Annotated in this window: 16 protein-coding genes and 1 pseudogene; 8 read left to right on the top strand and 9 right to left on the bottom strand. The window is 71.2% G+C overall.

Annotation, left to right across the window (positions count from 1 at the left end):
• Positions 1–53: 53 nt before the first annotated feature.
• Positions 54–248, bottom strand: a complete 195-nt coding sequence (locus AOM45_RS53740) for a hypothetical protein (protein ID WP_369406686.1) — start codon at positions 246–248, stop codon at positions 54–56.
• Positions 249–290: 42 nt separating this feature from the next.
• Between AOM45_RS53740 and AOM45_RS51700 the strand changes: the two genes are divergently transcribed.
• From AOM45_RS51700 to AOM45_RS08120, 4 genes and pseudogenes are all read left to right on the top strand, one after another.
• Positions 291–602 carry an SPFH domain-containing protein gene (locus AOM45_RS51700; protein ID WP_030467138.1) on the top strand — a complete coding sequence of 104 codons (312 nt, stop codon included), beginning with the start codon at positions 291–293 and terminating at the stop codon, positions 600–602.
• A complete protein-coding gene (locus tag AOM45_RS08135) occupies positions 599–1,336 on the top strand; it encodes a hypothetical protein (RefSeq protein WP_030467137.1) in 738 nt (245 codons plus the stop codon). Before AOM45_RS51700 ends, AOM45_RS08135 begins: the two co-directional genes overlap by 4 nt.
• Positions 1,333–2,192 (top strand): annotated as a pseudogene (locus AOM45_RS53735) (DUF3152 domain-containing protein). The gene AOM45_RS08135 and the pseudogene AOM45_RS53735 overlap by 4 nt, the downstream one beginning before the upstream one ends.
• Positions 2,189–3,382, top strand: a complete 1,194-nt coding sequence (locus AOM45_RS08120) for a glycosyltransferase (protein WP_063757016.1) — start codon at positions 2,189–2,191, stop codon at positions 3,380–3,382. The pseudogene AOM45_RS53735 and the gene AOM45_RS08120 overlap by 4 nt, the downstream one beginning before the upstream one ends.
• Here AOM45_RS08120 and AOM45_RS08115 read toward each other — a convergent pair.
• The 4 genes from AOM45_RS08115 to AOM45_RS08100 form a co-directional block, all read right to left on the bottom strand.
• Positions 3,336–4,025: a GAF and ANTAR domain-containing protein gene (locus AOM45_RS08115; protein ID WP_030467135.1), complete on the bottom strand. Its 690-nt coding sequence runs from the start codon at positions 4,023–4,025 to the stop codon at positions 3,336–3,338. The two genes, AOM45_RS08120 and AOM45_RS08115, sit on opposite strands and share 47 nt — an antisense overlap.
• A 105-nt stretch (positions 4,026–4,130) precedes the next feature.
• A complete protein-coding gene (gene ligD / locus AOM45_RS49280) occupies positions 4,131–6,263 on the bottom strand; it encodes a DNA ligase D (protein WP_081902033.1) in 2,133 nt (710 codons plus the stop codon).
• 111 nt (positions 6,264–6,374) lie between these two features.
• A complete protein-coding gene (locus AOM45_RS08105; protein ID WP_030467133.1) occupies positions 6,375–7,274 on the bottom strand; it encodes an NADP-dependent oxidoreductase in 900 nt (299 codons plus the stop codon).
• Between the two features lie 14 nt (positions 7,275–7,288).
• Positions 7,289–7,729, bottom strand: coding sequence for a hypothetical protein (locus tag AOM45_RS08100; RefSeq protein WP_030467132.1), 441 nt, complete (start codon positions 7,727–7,729; stop codon positions 7,289–7,291).
• A gap of 75 nt (positions 7,730–7,804) precedes the next feature.
• Between AOM45_RS08100 and AOM45_RS08095 the strand changes: the two genes are divergently transcribed.
• Positions 7,805–8,191 carry an ATP-binding protein gene (locus AOM45_RS08095; RefSeq protein WP_162185644.1) on the top strand — a complete coding sequence of 129 codons (387 nt, stop codon included), beginning with the start codon at positions 7,805–7,807 and terminating at the stop codon, positions 8,189–8,191.
• Positions 8,192–8,218: 27 nt separating this feature from the next.
• Here the strand turns inward: AOM45_RS08095 and AOM45_RS08090 are convergent, their stop codons facing one another.
• The 3 genes from AOM45_RS08090 to AOM45_RS08080 form a co-directional block, all read right to left on the bottom strand.
• Positions 8,219–8,602, bottom strand: coding sequence for an anti-sigma factor antagonist (locus AOM45_RS08090; RefSeq protein WP_030467130.1), 384 nt, complete (start codon positions 8,600–8,602; stop codon positions 8,219–8,221).
• 117 nt (positions 8,603–8,719) lie between these two features.
• The gene (locus tag AOM45_RS08085) at positions 8,720–9,892 is read right to left on the bottom strand and encodes a glycosyltransferase (protein WP_030467129.1); all 1,173 of its coding nucleotides are present in this window, start codon (positions 9,890–9,892) and stop codon (positions 8,720–8,722) included.
• A 118-nt stretch (positions 9,893–10,010) separates the two neighbouring features.
• A complete protein-coding gene (locus tag AOM45_RS08080) occupies positions 10,011–10,721 on the bottom strand; it encodes a GAF and ANTAR domain-containing protein (RefSeq protein WP_030467128.1) in 711 nt (236 codons plus the stop codon).
• Between the two features lie 176 nt (positions 10,722–10,897).
• Between AOM45_RS08080 and AOM45_RS08075 the strand changes: the two genes are divergently transcribed.
• The 3 genes from AOM45_RS08075 to AOM45_RS08065 all read left to right on the top strand — a co-directional run bounded on the left by AOM45_RS08075 (position 10,898) and on the right by AOM45_RS08065 (position 14,557).
• Entirely contained in the window at positions 10,898–12,292 is a 1,395-nt protein-coding gene (locus AOM45_RS08075; protein WP_081902031.1) for a glutamate--cysteine ligase, read from the top strand.
• A gap of 75 nt (positions 12,293–12,367) precedes the next feature.
• Positions 12,368–13,390 (top strand): LLM class flavin-dependent oxidoreductase, encoded by a 1,023-nt coding sequence (locus tag AOM45_RS08070; protein WP_030467126.1) that lies wholly within the window; start codon positions 12,368–12,370, stop codon positions 13,388–13,390.
• A gap of 216 nt (positions 13,391–13,606) precedes the next feature.
• Positions 13,607–14,557 carry an endonuclease/exonuclease/phosphatase family protein gene (locus AOM45_RS08065; protein ID WP_030467125.1) on the top strand — a complete coding sequence of 317 codons (951 nt, stop codon included), beginning with the start codon at positions 13,607–13,609 and terminating at the stop codon, positions 14,555–14,557.
• Positions 14,558–14,630: 73 nt separating this feature from the next.
• On the opposite strand, the gene AOM45_RS08060 is transcribed toward AOM45_RS08065, so the two are convergent.
• A complete protein-coding gene (locus AOM45_RS08060; RefSeq protein WP_030467124.1) occupies positions 14,631–16,718 on the bottom strand; it encodes a beta-galactosidase in 2,088 nt (695 codons plus the stop codon).
• Positions 16,719–16,774: the final 56 nt, after the last annotated feature.

The raw sequence follows: 16,774 nt of genomic DNA, 5'->3' as shown, positions 1-16,774 counted from the left end.
ACGCCACCCGGCTTCCCGTTACGCCACTCCCTCTTCCCGGCACACGACTCCGGTCAGCTCGTGGGCGGCACCGAAGCCGCGTCCACCGGCGGCGCGGCATCGGCCGGCGGCGCCCCGCTGCTGACCGACAACGTCACCGCGGTGCCCCAGAACGCGATCCCCTGCGGCGTCTGCGCCACCACCGCCCCAGGTGGCCGCGGCCAATTGACCTGCACGGTCGTCACCGGGTAGCCCGCCTCCCGCAGCACCGCCGTCGCCCGGCCTACGTCCGACCCGACCACGTCCGGCACGTGGCGAGGCAGAAGGCCGAGGAGATCGAGGCCGGCGCCCGCACTCGGGAGAAGAACGCGGCCCGCCTGCTCGACGAAGCTGAACAGGAGTCCCAGCGCCGGTTGGCCGAGGCGAACCGGCGCGCCAGGGAGATCGTCGGCGAGGCGCTGGAGCAGTCCCGGCTCATGCTCGCCGATCTGGCTGAGCGGCAACGGTTGCTGGACCACTGGTACGACGAGGTCGCGACCACGCCAAACCTGCCGCTGCCCCGGCACGGCGAACCCGTTCTCACCGCTGTCGAACGGACAGACGTGCAGAGCGTGACACGATGACCGCCCTCGCTCCCGAACCCGTCACCGCCACCTGTGTGCTCGTCGACGTCCGCGACTGCGGTGCCGCCGGTGTCCGGTGGGCCGCCGCGTGTGCGTCTGCGCTGGGTGTTGGCCTGGTGGTGCACGCCGCCGCGGAGAACGACCCCGCGCACGCCGACGTCGCGGCTCTGCTGGCGGAGCACCCGGACCTGTCCGTCCACATCGAACACCACGACCACCACCTGGCCCGCTGGGAAGGCGGGCTGGTGGTCATCTCCCGGGACTGCGCCGTGACCGCGCCGCCGCTCGCGGGCCGCGACCTCCGCGACGTCGTCGTCCTGGGCGGCTCGAACGCCGCGCTCGCCGGGTGCCACGGGGTGGTGACCGCGGTGACCGATCCCGTCGGGGGAGAGGGCGTGCTGCGCCGGGCGATCACGTTCTGCCGAGCGCGCGGCGCGACCCGCCTGAGGGTGCTGACACGTCCGTACGCGGGTGGCGCCGACGCGCTCGACGCCACCGCCGACCTCGTCCACGCCGCCTGTCCCGGCGTGATCGTCGAGCTCGTGCGCGAAACCAGGGTCCGTGGCCGACGAGGTGCGGTCGTTCCCGAGCGACCTGCTCGTGGTGTCGGGCCGGGAACGCGCACCGGCGGAAGGACTTCAACCGGCGGCGCGGGCGGCGCTGCACCAAGCGACCTGCCCGGTGTTGTTCAGCTGCTCGTGATCGTGCTCGTGACAGGGGGAGTGCTCACATGACCATCGGCAGAATCGTCATGTACGTCTTCGCCGCGATGCTGGCAGGGGTGACCATCGGTCTGCTGAAGAGCTGGCCCGTTCCTCCGCCGCCGCAACACCAGGACGTCGCCCAGCCGCGGGTTCCGCCCGTGGTGGCGAGCATCTCCGTGAGGACTTCGCCGCCGCCGTCGACTCCACCACCGTCGTCCAGCGCCGCCGTGGCAGCTCAGGCCGCGCGCAGGCCAGGTCCCGAGCTGCCGCCGGGGGAACCGGTGCGCTCCCAGGGCGAAGGCTGGTGGCGGACCGTCGCGGGCACGACCGCGCAGGTCGGCGCCGGCCGCGTGCGGACCTACTCCGTGGAGGTCGAACAGGGCGTCGTGGCTCCGCAGGCCCAGCACCCGTTCGCCGCGGCCGTGGACCGGGCTCTGGCCGACCCGCGGGCTGGATCGCGTCCGGTGACGTCGCCTTCCGCCGCGTGGACGTGACGCAGCCGGACGTGCGGATCCGGCTCACCGCAACGGAAACGGCCCGGGCGACCTGCGGGCTCGCCCTGCCCTACGACACCTCGTGCTACCTGAACGGCGCTGTGTACGTGAGCGCGCCGCGGTGGTTCCGCGGCGCCGAGTCGTTCGCCGGTGACCTGGAAGGCTACCGGAACTACCTGATCAACCACGAGATCGGCCACTTCCTCGGCCACGGCCACGAACCCTGCCCCGCCAACGGTGCTCCCGCGCCGGTGATGATGCAGCAGACGTTCTCCGTCTCCAACGACGAGCTCGCCGCGATCACCGCCACCGCACCTCAGGGCCCGCGCATCCCGCGCGACGGCAGGACGTGCGTCGCGAACCCGTGGCCGCACCCGGAGGTACCGCGGTGAAGATCGCGATGATCTCCGTGCAGGAGAACCCTCTCACCGCGCGGCGCGACCCGGACGCCGTCGGGCAGCGCCTCCACGTCGCCGAGCTCTCGGAAGCGCTGGCACGGCAGGGACACGAGCTGACGATCCACACCCGCCGGGCCGACCCGAGGCTGCCGCGCCGCGTCCGGGTGGAGCGCGGCGTCGAAGTCGTGCACGTGCCGGCCGGTCCCGCCGCGGTGCTCGGCCAGGACGAGGTCGTCCCGCACATCGGGGAGTTCGCCCGGTTCCTGGACGCCGCCCGGGTGAGCGAACCACCGGACCTCGTCCACGCGCACCACTGGACGTCCGGACTGGCGGCGGTGCTCGGCGCGCGCCGCGCCGGAATCCCGATCGTGCTGAGCTACCACGGCATCGAGGGCGGCGACTCGGCGGGAATCGAACGGCTCGTCGGACGAGGCGCGGCGGGCGTGATCGCCACGTCCGGCCACGAGGCGGACGAGCTCGCCCGGCTGGGCCTGCGCCGGTCGCGGATCTCGATCGTCCCGTGGGGCGTGGACACGCAGGTGTTCACGCTGAACGGCACGGTCGCGGCGCGCAACGGAATGCCCCGCATCCTCGCGGTGGCAGGACTTTCGCCGCACGACGGCGTCGACGACCTGATCAGCGCGCTCACCGCGGTGACGTGGACCGAACTGGTGGTCGCCGGTTCCGGGCTGCCGGAGGACCTCCAGCGGCTGCGGGCGTTGGCGGCACGGCACGGCGTCGCCGACAGGGTCACGTTCCTCGGGCGCGTGCCGCACTCGGACGTGCCCGCGCTGATCCGGTCCGCGGACGTCGTGGTGTGTCCTCAGCGGCACGTGTCGTTCGGCGTCGTGCCGCTCGAAGCGATGGCGTGCGGCGTACCGGTGGTGGTGTCGTCGGGCGGCCACACGGAGTCCGTGGTGCACGAGGTGACCGGCCTGCACGTGCCGCCGCGCAAACCCGTGCTGCTGGCACGGGCGTTGCGGGGACTGCTGGCCGACCACACCCGGCGTCAGGAGCTCGGTGCCGCTGGTCAGGACCGCACTCGGGTCCGCTACGCGTGGGACCGAGTGGCCTTCGACATCGCACAGGCCTACGAGCGCGCGGCGGGACCTGAGGCGATCGCCGCGCAGCGCGCGCCTAGGTGCGGTTCTCCACGAGCCACGCCGCCGCGTCGTGCAGTTTGACGTTCGTCGACTGCGAAGCCTCCACCAGCATCCGGAAGGCGGAGGCGGCGTCGAGGTCGTGGCGCTCCATGCGGATTCCCTTGGCCGTCGAGATGATGTCGCGGTTCTCGATGGCGATGCCGAGCTGCGCCTCCCGCTGCGCGCCGACCAGGGCGATCGCGGCGTGCGTCGCGAACAGCAGACCGTCCTCTTCGGTGCGTTCGTCGAACGCGTCGACACGGCTCGAGTACAGGTTGAGCGCGCCGAGTGTCCGGTCCGTGACGAACAGGCGGTAGGACAGCAACGAGTGGATGCCGTGATCCGCCGCTGCCGGCCCGAACGAGGGCCACCTGGCCTCGGTACCGACGTCGCCGACGCGGTACGTCTGGTGCTCGGCGATCGCGTCGACGCAAGGACCTTCGTGGAAGTCGTACTGCAGCTGGTCGATGATGTCGACGATGCCGCTGGTCGGGGCGACGGTGCGGATCTTGCCGCGTTCGACCAGGGAGATGCCGGCGTGTTCGGCTTCTGGGACGTACTCGACGGCGGCCTTCACGATCGCGCCCAACGTGGTGTCCACGTCCGGCTCGGCTTGCAGGGTTCTCGCCACGTGGCTGAGGGTCTCGGCGAGCTGTCTGAACCCGCCGTCATCAGTCGCGGTCATGATGCCTCCATCATCAAATGTCCGACGCACCTGATTTTCCTACCCTCAACAGCGGCCTGCGCAAACACGTTGTCGTGTCAGACATGTCACCGTTTCGATGAATCTTCAACCGGCAAGAGGTGCCCTCCTCTGCTCGATCGGTGCGAAGAGGTCACCGACCTCCGCGACGCGGTCCAGCACGTTGTCCGCGGTGAACGTCAGCTGCTCCGGACGGCGGCAGCGGCGGACCTCGTCCCAGGTGACCGGGGTGGCTGCGGTCGGCTCGTCGCGGCCGCGCAGCGAATAGGGGGTGATGGTGGTCTTGGCAGGGTTGTTCTGCGACCAGTCGATGAAGACCCTGCCCTCGCGGCGCGCCTTCGCCATCGTCGCCGTCACCAGATCGGGTGTCTCCCGCTCGAACGCCACCGCGACGGCCTTCGCATAGGCGGACGGCGACTGCGCTGCTGGTGCGTCGATCCCCGCATAGACCTGCATGCCCTTCGACCCGGACGTGGTGGCGACCGGAGTGAGCCCGTCGCCGGCCAGCACGTCGTGCAGCCGTTCCGCCACCCGGCAGCAGTCGACGACGGTGGTGCCGGGACCGGGATCGAGGTCGAACACGAGCCGGTCCGGGAGGTTCCTCGTGCCGCCGGTGACCGTCCACTGAGGAACGTGCAGTTCGAGAGCGGCGAGGTTGGCGGCCCAGACGAGCGCGGCGAGCTCGTGGATCAGCGGGTAGCGCACGATCTCGTCCGAGCCGCGCCGGGAACCGCCGCCGCGCAACGGAACTGTGGGCAGCCAGGACGGTGCGCCGGCGTCGGTGTTCTTCTGGAAGAACTTCTGACCGCGCACGCCGTCGGGGAACCGGACGAACGTGACGGGGCGGTCGCGCAGGTGCGGCAGGAGGAACGGCGCGATCCGGGTGTAGTAGGCGATCACCTCGCTTTTGGCGGTGCCGTCTGGGTACAGCGGTTTGTCCAAGTTGGACAGTGTGAGGGTGCGGCCGCCCGCTTTGACGGTCACCCGGTCGGCCACCTCGGGAGGCAGGGGTTGCGGGGTGGGACGGCCCGGCTGAGTGGTCGGCTGGCTGGTTGTCGGGGGTTGTGGGGTGGGGTTGCCCGCTCGGGTGGCCGGCCGGCGGATCGTCGCGGGTTGCGGGGTGGGATGGCCGCCTGCTTCGGCGGTTGCCCGGCTGGTCGTCGCGGGCGGCGTGGCGGGGCGGGTGCCTGCTGTGACGGTCGTCGCGGGAGGTGCCGGTCGCGGGGTGGGGCGGCCGGGCTCCGGTGCGGTCACCTCGCCGGGCTCGCGGTCGGCACGCAGGCCGCGCCACGCGGTGTGCCGGAGCCTGCCGCCCTCGCCGCGGGTGAACTGCCGGAACCTCACCTCGCCGACCAGCACCGGGGCGACCCACCTGGCGCGCACGACGTCCTCGCGCGGGGGAGTGGTCGCGAACGGGTGGCTGCGGCGTTCCAGGGGGTGGAGGCGGTCGCGCAGGAGGTCGCGTTCCTGGCGGGTGAAGCCGGTGCCGACGTCGCCGATGTAGACGAGGTCGCCGGTGTCCGGGTCGTGCGCGCCGAGCAGCAGGCCGCCCACGGTGCCGGTGAAGCCGCTCTGGCCCGGCCGCCACCCGCAGACGATGACCTCACGGGTCTGCACGAGCGGGTGCTTGCACCAGAAGTCCGGTCGTTTGCCGGGGAGGTACGGCGAGTCGAGGCGTTTCGCGACCAGCCCTTCGTGGCCCTCCGCGGCCACCCGCTCCAGCAACCGTTGCGGGGTGAGGCGTTCGGCGGCCAGCTCGACGGCGCTGAACGACGGCACGACCGCCACGTGGAACGGGTCGGGCATCGGCAGCTCGGTGAGAAGACGCCGTCGCTGTTCGTAAGGCTGGTTCAGCAGCAGCTCGTCGTCGAGCTGGAGGAGGTCGAACACGAGGAACCGCACCGGGACGTCGGTGAACGGGTCGTCGCGGCGGGCGGTGCGGTGCTTCTGGAAGCGGCCCCGTCGTTGCTGCAGCAGGCCGAAGTCGATCTGGCCGGACTCGTTGTAGACCACCACCTCGCCGTCGAGCACGGCGGCGCGCCCGCGCAGCACCCCGGTCAGCTCGGCGAACTCCGCCGTAAGGTCGAGGCCGTTGCGGCTGGTCAGCACCGTCGTGCCGGCTGCCGCGATCCTCATCGCGACGCGGTAGCCGTCCAGTTTGTACTCGTACGCCCACTGCGGGCCCTCGCGCAGCCGGCCGCCGTCGGGCTTGGCGAGCATGGGGTCGATCCACGGGGGAACGGAGTCGTGTGCCACGGCGGCCTCCGATCCCTGGTGTGTTGCCCGCTCACCAGGAATCTGAAGGTAACCCGATCGGCCTAACCGTGCGCGTCAGACGGTGATGAGGACCTTGCCGCCGGCGTGACCGCCCTGGACGTGCGCCTGGGCCTCACCGGCCTTCTCCAGCGGGTAGGTGGCCTCCACGCGCGGCGTCAGGGCACCGGCCTCCCCGAGCCGCGACACGTCCGCGAGGGTGCCGGTCGCGTTCGCGTTGCCGGCGATGAGCGTGACGCCGAGCGCGGCGGCACCCATGTCGGCGATGGAGACGACGCGGGAGGCGTCACCGGCGAGGTCCACGAGATCCGCCAGCGAACCGGAGCCCGCCGCGTCGAGCGCGGCGTCGACCCCGGACGGTGCGACGGCCGCGACCCTCTCGGCCAGACCCTCGCCGTACGTGATGGGAATCGCGCCGAGCTCCCGCAGGAAGTCGTGGTGGCCCTCGCTCGCGGTACCGATCACCGTGGCACCGCGGGCGAGGGCGATCTGCACGGCGGCCGAACCGACGCCACCCGCGGCGCCCTCGACGAGCAGCGTTTTGCCGGAGAGGTCGCCGAGGGCGTCGAGACACTCGTCGGCGGTGGCACCGGCCAGACCTGCCGCGGCGGCCTGCTCGAACGTCCAGGTGCTGGGCACGGGTGCCCAGGCGGAGAGCACCGCGTACTCGGCGGTGGTGCCCTGTCCCAGGCCGAAGACCCGGTCACCGGCCTCGACACCGGTGACGCCCTCGCCGATCTCGTCGACGGTGCCGGCCGCGTCGATCCCGGTGATGGCGGGGAACGTGGTCGGGATGTACTCCCTCACGTAGCCGGCCCGGATCTTCCAGTCGATCGGGTTCACGCTCGCGGCCTGGACTCTGATCCGGATCTCACCGGGGCCAGGATGCGGATCCGGCGCGTCCTCGACGGTGAGGACGTGCTGGTCGCCGAACTCGTGGAAACGCACAGCGCGCATGGCGGATCTGCCTTTCACTGGAAGGGATTCCCCCAGCGGACCACCAGTGTGAACCTGGCCGCGGCGTCCGGCTCGGCGACGCGGCAACCGGTCAGGGCGCGTTCCTGCAAGGGAATCAGTTCCACCGGCCGCGGGTCGTCCTCCGGTTCGGAGAGCGACGGCGCGGTGTCGGAGAGCAGCCGGTCGACGGCCCGGAGCAGGGCGGCGATCCGGGACCGCACCCGCCGCGACACCTCGACGCGTTCCTCGGCGTCGGCCGCGATGCGCCGCGCGTGTTCGGCCGCGTCGCGGACGCGGGTCTCGGCGCGGCTCCGTGCGGCACGTTCCTGCTCGGTCGGCGCCCGCGCGGCCTCGGCGCGCAGGTCCGCGGACCTGCGGCCACTCGCCGCGCGAGCTGACGCACAGGGGGCCAGTTTTGCGCGCTGGCGGGACGGGTACTCCTTCGTCCGGGCCACGTGCTGCGAGCAATGGAGCAATTCTTGGACGGGTGTGAGTCTGGCGAGAGAGTGTCGTTGGCGTCAGCCGAGGTCGTGAGTCACGAGCTTCCGGACGAGACGCCGCCTCTGGTGCACATCAGGCGTTGGTTGCGGGCGACCCTCACGAAGTTCCCCGACGACCTGCTCGGGGACGTTCTGCTGGTGTGCACCGAACTCGTCAGCAACGCCTACGACCACGCGAGTGGTCCGCGTGACGTGCGGGTGGCGCTGACCGGCGGTGGGCGGGTGGTCCGCGTGGAGGTCGACGACAGCAGCCCTCACGCGCTGCCGGCACCGGGCAGGTCCACCGCGGGGTCGTTCCGCGGACGCGGTCTGGTGCTGGTCGAGCGCATGGCGAGCCGGTGGGGTGTCCTGAGCCGGGGCGACCACAAGACGGTGTGGGCCGAGTTCTCGCTCGACGGCGCGGCGCACCCCGCCTGAAACGTCCACATCGGACCAGGCCCTGGTTCAGCCCGCCGGGCGGACGCTCCTGCCGGCGGCCAGCGCCTGCTCGACGTCCGGGTACAGCTCCAGCACCTGGTCGAGGCCGGACGCCGTGACCGGGCGCAGCACCGCGCGATGGGCCGCCGCGATCCGCAACGGGATGCCGGTGGCGCCGGCGCGGCGCTGTTGTCTCACGAGTTCGTTGAGTCCGGCGGAGCCGAAGAACGTGAGTCCGGTCAGGTCCACCACGACCGGGAACGGTGGTGTGGCCATCGCGACCGCGGTCCTCAGTTCGAGCCGCAGGGCGTGGACCGTCTCCTGGTCCAGCTCGCCGGCAGCGCGGACGACGATCGCCAGGCCGTGAACCTCGCGTTGCACGTGCAGCGGTAGGTGAAAGATGTTCGGCATTTTCGAGCCTCCTCGCCCCCCGGTGTCGGAAGACGCAGCTGCAGGCTCAACCGGTCATCTTCAGACTGTAGACGTCAAAACGACAATCGCCAACCACGCCGCCTCCCGCGCACTGCCCTACCGGACCGGATCCACTGACAGGTCAGTGGTTTTCGCCGCCGGCACGCCCGCGCGTTCGTAGACGCGCAGGACCTCCAGCGCGACCTGGTTCCAGGAGTACCTGGCGTCGACGCGGTCCAGGCTCGCCATCGAGAACTCCTGCCGCAGGGTGTCGTCCAGCAACAGCCTGTGCAGCGCCCGTGCCAGACCGTCGGAGTCCTCCGGCGTGACGAGCAGTCCCGTGACGCCGTCCACGACGACGTCGGCGAGTTCGCCGATCGCGGTGGCGAGGACCGGAATGCCACAGGCCATCGCTTCGAGCGCGACCGCACCGGACGGCTCGTGCGCCGGCGCGCACACCACCGCGTCGGCCGACCGCAGCAGCGCCGGCACGGCCTCGTGCGCGACCGAGCCGACGAACACGACCCTCGGAGCCACACCGATCTTCTCCGCCCGTGCTCGCAGTTCCGCGGTCGCGGGAGAGTCACCGGGAAGACCGATGATCACGAGCTCGGCACCGTCCACTCGCGACAGAGCGGTGAACATGGCGTCGATGCTCCGGTGCGACGGCAACGGCTCCGCGACGACGACGCGGTACTTCTGGTCGCGGTGAGCCGGCGGTCCGTCCGGGGTGAACGCGTCGAGGTCGACGCCGCTGGTCACCACCGAGATCTTCCTGCGGTCGACGCCCGCCGCGGCGAGGGCGAAGGCCTCGCTCGAACTGGTGGCGACGACGTGTGCGGCCTCCTTCGCGACCAGCGCCTCGATCTTGCCGCGCTCGACGGCACCCCTGTGCTGCTTTCCGGAGACGGCCAGCGAGTGGAACGTCTGCACGACGGGAACACGCACCCGCCGTCCGCCGAGCACGCTCACCAGTCCGGACATCCAGCGGTGCCCGTGCACGACGTCGGGCTGGGACACGGCCCACTCGCGCAGCAGGAACGACGCGAAGTCGCCCATGTGCGGCAGGGCCTGGTCGTCGTCGAGCCTGGTCGGAGGTCCGGCGGACACGTGCACCACGTCGTAACCGTGGTCCGCGCGCACCCGCACGGGCAGGTCCGCGTCGTCCCGGCGGTGGTAGATCGTCACGTCGTGGCCGTGCCGGCCTAAGGCCGCCGCGAGACCGGTGACGTGCGAATCCAGGTCCTGTCCCAGCGGACTGGCGTGGGCGGACACCATGGCGATCTTCACTTGGCACTCCAACGGTTGAGGTAAGACGAGCTGTCTGCTCAACTCGGAGTCACCGGTCGCCGGTGTTCGGCGATGGCGGCGGGTACCCACAATCGGTGATCGGAAACCGTTGTCCTGGTCAGCGGCCGGGCCTCGGGAGCTTCCCGGTGCGGGTGAGCTGTTCGGCGATGTCGCGCAGCTTGGTGTTGGTGAGCTGGCTGACGCGGGTCAGCGCGGCGAACGCCTGGTCCGCGTCGAGGCCGTGGCGCTCCATCAGGATGCCCTTCGCCTGCCCGATCAGGTCGCGCGTCTGCACCGCTTCGCCGAGGTGCCTGCGTTCCTGCGCGGTGGACAGCGCGATCGCCGCGTGTCCGGCGAACAAGGAGCCGACGTGCTCGGACTCGTCGCTGAACGCGTTGACCCCGCTCGCGTAGAGGTTGAGAGCGCCCAGGTCGTCGTTCTCGACGAACAGCTGGAACGACAGCATGCTCGCCACCTCCAGCTTCACCACCCGTTCCGCGAACAACGGCCACCGGCCGTCCTGCTCGACGTCGGGCACCGAGACGATCTTCTCGTCGTACAGCGCGGTCAGGCACGGGCCCTGGCCGGCCTCGAGCTGGGCCTGGTCGACCTCGCACGGCAGGTCACCGGTCGTCGCGACGGTCCGGACCTCGCTGCGGCGCAGCACGGTCATGATGCCCGCGTGTCCGGCTCCGGGAATGGTGCCCACCGCCGCGCGCACGATCGCGTCCATCGTCTCCTGCTCGCCGCCCTGCTTCTGCAGCATCCGGGCGACTCGGGTCAGGTGAGCGGCCAGGTCCTGGCTTTCTCCTGCGGTGTCGTCGGCCATGAGAGGTGGTTACCCCGGAGCGGCGCCGAATCACGCGGTGCCGTTGGGGGCCATCCGGTTGGTGGCACCGATCCGGGGTATCCCAGGTGGACGGTCGTGGCCCGTCCGGTCCCGTCGGGACGGACGGATGCCTCGACCTTCTCGGCGCACGCGCGCTCTGAGCAGGGCGGTGAGACGTGGAGCAGACACTTCCGACCGTGGGCGTGGAGGAGGAGTTCCTTCTGGTCGATCCGGCGACCGGGGTCGCCGTGAACAGGGCGGCCGAGGTCGTCGCCGTCGCCCGTGAGGCGTCCGGGCTGGAGCTGGAGCACGAGATCACCTGGACGCAGGTCGAGATCAACACCTCGGTGTGCGGCGGCGCCGAGCAGGTGCGGCGCGAGCTGCGCGGTCTGCGGCGGGCGGTCGCGAAGGCCGCGCGGGAGGCGGGCTGTCGCGCGATCGCGGTGGGTGCGCCGCCGGTGGGCGACACGGAGGGTGTCATCTCGGACGGTGTGCGGTACCGGCTGATCGCCGACGAGTTCGGGGCGCTGGCGACGCGGCAGCTGATCTGCGGGTGCCACGTGCACGTCGCCGTTCCCGATCGGGAGACCGCGGTGCAGGTCAGCAACCACCTGCGGCCGTGGCTGCCCGTGCTGGGCGCGGTCACCGCCAACTCGCCGTTCTCGCGCGGTGCGGACACCGGGTTCGCGAGCTGGCGTTCGATGGTCTGGTCGCAGTGGCCGGTCGCCGGTCCACCGCCGGTCTTCACGTCGTGGCAGCACTATCAGGCCGTGTGCGACATGTTGCTGGAGTCCGGCACCGCCCTGGACCCGGCGATGGTCTACTGGGACGTCCGGCCCTCTTCCCGTTGGCCCACGGTCGAGGTGCGCGTTGCGGACGTCGGTGCGGGCGTGGACGACGCGGTGCTGCTTGCGGCCCTCGTGCGCGCGTTGGTCGCCAACGCGGTGATGGACGTCGAACGTGGTGTTCCGCCGGTGCCGGTCCCCGTCGAGATCTTGCGTCAGGCCTGCTGGCGCGCCGCCAGGGACGGCCTCGCGGGCAGCGCCCTGGACGTGCTGTCCGGCCGGCTGGTCCCGCTGCGGCGGCAGCTGGACGGGCTCGTGGACCGGCTGCGGCCGGTGCTGCGGGCCAACGGTGATCTGCCGCTGGTCGAGCACGGTCTGCGGGTGCTGGACCGCGACGGCTGCGGTGCGGACCGCCAGCGCCGCGCGTTCCGCGACGGCGGCATGGAGGCCGTGCTGGACCTGCTGGAGGCCGATGCGGCGGATCACCCGCCGCGCCGCGGCGTCGTCGAGGTGAAGATGGCCGCGGACGTGGACCTGTCCACCAGTGACGCGCTGGAGCGGCGGTGTGCGGAGGCGGTGGACGCGGGTGCGGAGGAGATCGTGCTCGACCTGTCCGAAGTGGTCTTCTTCGGCTCGTCCGGGATCACCGCGCTCGCCAGGATCCGCGCGCTCGGGCACGACCGGGGCGTGCCGATCAGCGTGGTGGCCAGTTCGACGGTCGCACGCATGCTGCACGCGACCGCCATGGACACCCTCCTGCCGCTGCGGGTGCCCCCGGCGGCCTGAGCGTGGAATGCGAGCGCACGCCGCTGTGTTATTAGTTTCAAGTTCAACTACACGGACGGAAGTGTGGCGCGCCGCATGAAGAAGATCGGTTTTCTGTCCTTCGGGCACTGGTCGGAGAGCCCGGGCTCGCAGACCAGGTCCGCGTCGGACACGTTGCTGCAGTCGATCGACCTGGCGGTGGCCGCGGAGGAGCTGGGCGCGGACGGCGCCTACTTCCGGGTGCACCACTTCGCGAGGCAGCTCGCGTCGCCGTTCCCGTTGCTGGCGGCGATCGGTGCGAAGACCGAGCGCATCGAGATCGGTACCGGCGTGATCGACATGCGGTACGAGAACCCGATGTACATGGTCGAGGACGCCGGGTCCGCCGACCTCATCGCGGGCGGCAGGCTCCAGCTCGGCATCTCCAGGGGATCGCCCGAGCAGGTCGTCGACGGCTGGCGGCACTTCGGCTACCAGCCCGCCGAGGGGGAGACCGACGCCGAGATGGCCCGCAGGCACACGGAGGTCTTCCTGAAGGTGCTCGAGGGCGAGGGTTTCGCGCGGCCCAACCCGCGGCCGATGTTCCCGAACCCGCCGGGCCTGCTGCGCCTGGAACCGCACTCGCCGGGCCTGCGCGACCGCATCTGGTGGGGCGCGGGGTCCAACGGCACCGCCGTGTGGGCGGCCGAGCAGGGCATGAACCTGATGAGCTCCACGCTGAAGTACGACGAGGGCGGCGCGCCGTTCCACGTCCAGCAGGCCGACCAGATCCGGGCGTTCCGCAAGGCGTGGACCGAGGCCGGGTGGGAGCGCGAGCCGCGCGTCTCGGTGTCGCGCAGCATCTTCGCGATCACGACCGACCTCGACGACATGTACTTCGGCGGCGACGGCGAGAGCAGCGACCAGGTCGGCTTCATCGACGGCCCGAACCGGGCGATCTTCGGCCGTTCCTACGCCGCCGAGCCCGACGTGCTCGTCGAGCAGCTGGCAGGGGACGAGGCGATCGCCGAGGCCGACACGCTGCTGCTGACGGTGCCGAACCAGCTCGGCGCCGAGTACTGCGCGCACGTGATCGAGAACATCCTGGCGCACGTCGCACCGGCACTCGGCTGGCGCTGACCGGCGAACGGTGGCGCACGCGGGGAGCTTTCGTTCGCTTGAAGCGCACGAAAGGGCCCCGCGTGTGGTCCAGCCGAGTGGGTGGGGCGCGGGTGGTGACGGTGTGCGGGGGCGGCGGGTGCCGTACGGCTGAAGGCCAGGCCACCGGCGGTAACGGTGGGTGCGGTGCGGGCGACGTACCCGACACCGCGCGGGGCTCAGGCCGAGGAGCCCACGATGCCCGCCACCGACTTCGCGAACCCGCCCGCCGGCGTCAGGACCGAGCTCGACGCGATCAGCACCGCCCTGGACCGGACGGTGCCGGCGAAGTCCGCGACCAACCTGCTCATCGGCACCTGGAACGTCCGCGCGTTCGACAGGTTCAGCCCCACCTGGCGCTCGAAGGCGGGGGACAGCCCGATCCGGGACCAGAGCAACGTCCTCGCCATCGCCGAGGTCGTGTCCCGCTTCGACGTGGTGGCCATCCAGGAGGTGCGGCGCAGCTCGGCCGCGTTCCTCGCGATGATGAACGTTCTCGGCGAGGACTGGGCGTTCGTCGTCACGGACGTCACCGAGGGCAGCGCGGGCAACAACGAACGGCTCGCGTTCGTCTTCGACACCAGCAGGGTGCGGCCCTCGGGGCTCGCGTGCGAGCTCGTCGTCGCACCGGACGAGGTGGTCTCGATGGACGGCCAGTTCGCCCGCACCCCCTACGCCGCCGGTTTCACCCGTGGCCGATCACGGTTCACGCTCGTCACGCTGCACGTCGTCTTCGGTGAGAAACCCCAGGACCGGGTGCGGGAGCTGGAGGCGATCGCGCGGTGGCTGGCGCGCTGGTCGGCGAGCAAGGACCCGTGGGGCGAGAACCTCATCGCGTTGGGGGACTTCAACATCGACCGCCGCGACGACCCGTTGTACCGGGCGTTCACGTCCACCGGACTGGAGCCGCCCGCCGGGCTGAACTTCATCCCGCGCACGATCTTCGACGACCCGGACGCGCCGCCGGACACCCACCACTTCTACGACCAGATCGCCTGGTTCACCCGCGGCCGCGCGATGCTTTCGCTGCCGTTCGTGAACGCCGGGACGTTCGACTTCACCGACGACCTCGTGCCCGCCGACACGCAGAACCAGTTGTCGTGGCGGATCTCCGACCACTTCCCGTTGTGGTGCGAGTTCGCGGCCTAGGAGAAACGCGCGCCGGGAGGCTCCGCACCTGTCCAGGTGGCGAGCAACCACGTGCGGCGTCTGTGCAGGGAGATCACTCGGCCGGAACGGAAGCGAACACGCGCACGTCCCACGGACCCAGCTTCAGCTCCGCACCGACCGGGACACAGTCACCCGCCAGCACGTCGGTGAGTTCCACGGGTGCCTTGGCGCGCACGGGTTCCCAGCTCCAGTTGTGCAGGACGTGGACGCGACGGCCGTCCGCCGAGGTGCCGGTCGTCGCCGTGACGGACGCGGGCAGGTCGCGCCATCCGCTGGTGGGCAGGGGAACCAGCCACTCGGCCAGTGCACGCGCCAGGTCGCGCCCCGGCACGGTGCCCACGCACGTCACGCGCCCGCTGCCGTGGGCGCGGGAGGTGACGGCGGGCCACCGGCCGAAGTGCGGGTGGTCGTACTCCGCCAGGACCTCCGCGTCGATCACGGTGAGACCGTCGACCCAGTGCGTGGCCGTGGCGTCCTCGGTCAGGCCTCGCACCGGAAGCGGCGTGCGGAGGTTGCTGAACTCGTCGTACTTCACTCCCGCGGCCTCGACCAGCCGGGCCGGGGCGATCTCGGGACGGGCCCGTGCTTCGTGGTCGGCGTACGCGGTGCGCGGACCGAGCACGAGGTGACCGCCCGCGCGGGCGTAGGCCTCGAGCCAGTCGATCGTCGCGTCGTCCACCACGTACAGGGCGGCCGCGATCAGCACCGGGTGCCGCACCGCGGCCTCTTCCGGCGTCATCCGTGCGCTCAGCTGCGCGGCGTGCACCAGCCGCATCTGCCTCTTCGCGTCGAAGGCACCGCGGTAGAACGGGTCGATGATCCGGTGGTACGCGGCGGAGTCCGGCTCACCGTCCGCTGTGGACAGAGGCGGGTACTTCTGCATGAGCCACTTGCTGGGCGTCGAGTAGACCATCGTGATGTCGGCGTCCGGTTCGAGCCCTGCGACGAGCGCGCCCGCGGTGTCGAACTCGGCTCCCAGCGCGGCGAGCTGCGCGTAGGTGCGGCCTGGCTTGCCGTGGTGCGGCAGGATTCCGCCCCAGTAGGTCTCGGCGCCGAAGTGCAGGGTGTGCCAGTGCCAGTACTCGATCATGCGCGCGCCCCGTGCCACCAGCGCCCACGCCGCCTGCCGCCACTGGCCGTCGAAAGCGGGCCGGTTGTCCCAGGCGTAACCGATGTAGCCGGCGTTGGTCTCGGTGACCAGGAACGGTTCCTGGCGCGAGGAGAACATCCAGTCGGCGGTCTGGTACAGCGCCCAGACGCCGGTGGTCTTCCAGTGCTGCTCGAAGTCGTCCGGGGTCCGGTCCGGCAGCGCCAGGCCGTCCTGCATGTCGTAGTAGGGGTTGCCGGAGGCGATGTCGAGGTTCGCGCTCAGCTCGTCGTCGGCCACGGCGCGCCGCGTGTACGAGATGCACGTGGTGACGAAGTGCTCGGGCCGGGTGTACTCGCGAACGATGCCGGCCTGCCACGCGATGAACTCGGTCACCTGGCGGGCCTGGAACTCCCGCCACGCGACGTCGTACTGCGGCTGGAAGTTGCCGTCGGGGGTCCACAGGTCGGCCCACGTGGACAGCCGGTGCGACCAGTAGACCAGGCCCCACTCGCGGTTGAGCGTCTCGACGTCGCCGTAGCGCTCGCGCAGGTGGTCGACGAACCGTTGGAAGACGCCGTGGTTGTGCAGCAGCTCGTTGCCCGGCTCGTTGTCCACCTGGAACCCGATCACGGCGGGGTGGCCGGCGTACCGGGCCATGATCGCGCGGATGACCCGCTCGGCGTGGAAGAGGAACGCCGGGTGCGTGAAGTCGACCTCCTGCCGCGCGCCCCAGCCGATGCGTTGCCCGGTGGCGCGTTCACCGGTGATCTCCGGGTACTGCCGGGCGAGCCACGGCGGCACCGCGTAGGTCGGCGTTCCGATGATCACCGAGATGCCGCGCTCGTGGGCGCCGTCGAGCACCGGCTGGAGCCAGTCGAGGTCGAACCGGCCGTTCTCCGGCTCCCAGGTGGACCAGACGGACTCGCCGACCCTGATGACGGTGAAGTTCGCCTCCACCATCAGGTCCAGGTCCTCTTTCAACCGGTCGCGGAGCTGGTACTCGTGGTAGTACGCGGCACCGAACAGGACACGGGCGGGCAGAACCGCCATGGGCAGAACCTCCGGAATCATCACTTGACGGCGCCGGTGGCCAGACCGGTCTGCCA

It is taken from the genome of Lentzea aerocolonigenes (genome assembly GCF_000974445.1).
GTDB classification, from domain to species: Bacteria; Actinomycetota; Actinomycetes; order Mycobacteriales; family Pseudonocardiaceae; genus Lentzea; species Lentzea aerocolonigenes.
Note: the sequence above shows the minus strand (reverse complement) of the source record. Positions and strands in the feature narration are given on the sequence as shown.

Bases quoted from the DNA above. Each gene is read 5' to 3' on its own strand.
- AOM45_RS08135 (WP_030467137.1), top strand. From the start codon at position 599: ATGACCGCCCTCGCTCCCGAACCCGTCACCGCCACCTGTGTGCTCGTC.
- AOM45_RS08115 (WP_030467135.1), bottom strand. From the start codon at position 4,025: ATGACCGCGACTGATGACGGCGGGTTCAGACAGCTCGCCGAGACCCTC.
- ligD (WP_081902033.1), bottom strand. From the start codon at position 6,263: ATGCTCGCCAAGCCCGACGGCGGCCGGCTGCGCGAGGGCCCGCAGTGG.
- AOM45_RS08105 (WP_030467133.1), bottom strand. From the start codon at position 7,274: ATGCGCGCTGTGCGTTTCCACGAGTTCGGCGACCAGCACGTCCTCACC.
- AOM45_RS08090 (WP_030467130.1), bottom strand. From the start codon at position 8,602: ATGCCGAACATCTTTCACCTACCGCTGCACGTGCAACGCGAGGTTCAC.
- AOM45_RS08080 (WP_030467128.1), bottom strand. From the start codon at position 10,721: ATGGCCGACGACACCGCAGGAGAAAGCCAGGACCTGGCCGCTCACCTG.
- AOM45_RS08070 (WP_030467126.1), top strand. From the start codon at position 12,368: ATGAAGAAGATCGGTTTTCTGTCCTTCGGGCACTGGTCGGAGAGCCCG.
- AOM45_RS08065 (WP_030467125.1), top strand. From the start codon at position 13,607: ATGCCCGCCACCGACTTCGCGAACCCGCCCGCCGGCGTCAGGACCGAG.
- AOM45_RS08060 (WP_030467124.1), bottom strand. From the start codon at position 16,718: ATGGCGGTTCTGCCCGCCCGTGTCCTGTTCGGTGCCGCGTACTACCAC.